Origin of the sequence: Methylibium sp. T29-B (assembly GCF_000576225.1) — a bacterium.
Classification (GTDB): domain Bacteria; phylum Pseudomonadota; class Gammaproteobacteria; order Burkholderiales; family Burkholderiaceae_C; genus Methylibium; species Methylibium petroleiphilum.
Window position 1 is genome coordinate 1 of sequence record NZ_AZSN01000325.1, and the last position, 1,716, is coordinate 1,716.

The window sequence follows — 1,716 nt, forward strand, 5'->3', positions numbered from 1 at the left end:
CGCGTGCCGCAACCCGGACCGCAGCGGCCCGGCCGCTGGTGCAGGTAGAGCGTGCGCAGCTCGGCGGTCTCGACCACGGTGATCGCGTGCTCGACGCCGGGCGGCACCCACACCGCGCGCGACGGCGGCACGAGGTAGGTGCCGCGCGCGGCGGTGAGCCGCATCACACCGGTGGCCGACCAGGCAAGCTGGGCCCAGGCGTGGCTGTGCGGTTCGACGCGCGAGTCGGTGGCCAGCGTGTGTCGCTTCGCGCGCAGCGGCCGCTCGGCGGTCGGCGTGAACAGGTGCGGCGTCAGCGGGCCGACCCGCGTCGCGGCGGGCGTCGCGCGAGCCTTCGGAGGGGGCGAGGGGCGTCTTGGCATGATCTCGACAGAAATTGTCCCGCTATCGTAAGCGCGCCGAGACGTCCCCACCTAGCATCGGGGCATGTCACGCTCCACGCTCCCTCCCCAGGCCGCCGACGGCGGCCGCTCGCTGCGCCAGGACGCCCGCACCATCGGCCTGATCGGCCTTGCGCACGGCACCTCGCACTTCTTCCACATGGTGCTGCCGCCGCTGTTCCCGGCCTTCATCCGCGACTTCGGCTACAGCTACGCCGAGCTCGGCCTGCTGGTCTCGGTGTTCTTCGTGATCTCGGGCATCGGCCAGGCGCTGGCCGGCTTCCTGGTCGACCGCGTCGGCGCGCGGCCGGTGCTGTTCCTCGCGCTGGCGCTGTTCGCCGCGTCGGCGCTCGCCACCGCCACGGCCACCGGCTACGGCGGCCTGATGCTCGCCGCGGCGCTGGCCGGGCTGGGCAACTCGCCGTTCCACCCGGTCGACTTCACCATCCTCAACAAGCGCGTGTCGCAGCCGCGCCTGGGCCACGCCTTCTCGGTGCACGGCATCACCGGCAACCTCGGCTGGGCAGTCGGCCCGGTGTTCATGGCCGGGCTCTCGGCGGCCGGCGGTTCGTGGCGCGTCGCCGCGGCCGGGGCCGGCGTGCTGGCGCTGGTCGTGCTGGCGATCCAGTGGTTCAACCGCGACGCGATCGACGACCGCGCCGGCACCTGGGAGCACGAGACGCGCGGCCCGTCCGCCGGCGCCGCGGTCGAGCACCCGATGGCCTTCCTGAAGCTGCCCTCGGTGTGGCTGTGCTTCGCGTTCTTCTTCTGGACCACCGCCGCGCTGACCGCGATTCAGGGCTTCGCCAGCCCGGCGCTGCAGCAGATGTACGAACTGCCGCTGGCGCTCACCGCCTTCGTCGTGACCGGCTACATGCTGTGCGGCGCGGCCGGCATGGTGATCGGCGGCTTCCTGGTGTCGCGCGTCGAACGCCTGGAGCGCACGATCGGCTTCGCGATGGCGGCCTCGGCCGGGCTGCTGCTGCTCACCGGCACCGGCTGGCTGCCGGGCCTGGCAGCGGCCGGCGCGGCCGCGCTGGCGGGCTTCGGTACCGGGCTCGCCGGGCCGTCGCGCGACATGCTGATCAAGCGCGCCGCGCCGCCCGGCGCGACCGGGCGGGTCTACGGCACCGTGTACTCGGGCCTGGACCTCGGCTTCGCGCTCGGCGCACCGATCTTCGGCGCCTTGCTCGACCACGGCCAGCCGAACGGCGTGTTCTACGGCGCCGCGCTGATGATGGCGCTCGGTGTCGGCTCGGCCTCGCTGGTCGGCCTGCGCATCGCGCGCACCCGCGTGCCGGCGCTGGCGACCTGAGCCCGCACCGCGGGCCCCGCG

The 1,716-nt window shown here is 74.2% G+C and carries 2 protein-coding genes; one reads left to right on the forward strand and one right to left on the reverse strand.

The window, feature by feature from the left end:
- Positions 1–362 (reverse strand): AraC family ligand binding domain-containing protein (locus Y694_RS21620; RefSeq protein WP_036236603.1); only part of this gene is annotated, 362 nt, incomplete at its 3' end.
- A 64-nt stretch (positions 363–426) separates the two neighbouring features.
- Between Y694_RS21620 and Y694_RS21625 the strand changes: the two genes are divergently transcribed.
- On the forward strand, positions 427–1,695 hold the full coding sequence (locus Y694_RS21625) for an MFS transporter (RefSeq protein ID WP_051495975.1): 1,269 nt from the start codon (positions 427–429) through the stop codon (positions 1,693–1,695).
- Positions 1,696–1,716: the final 21 nt, after the last annotated feature.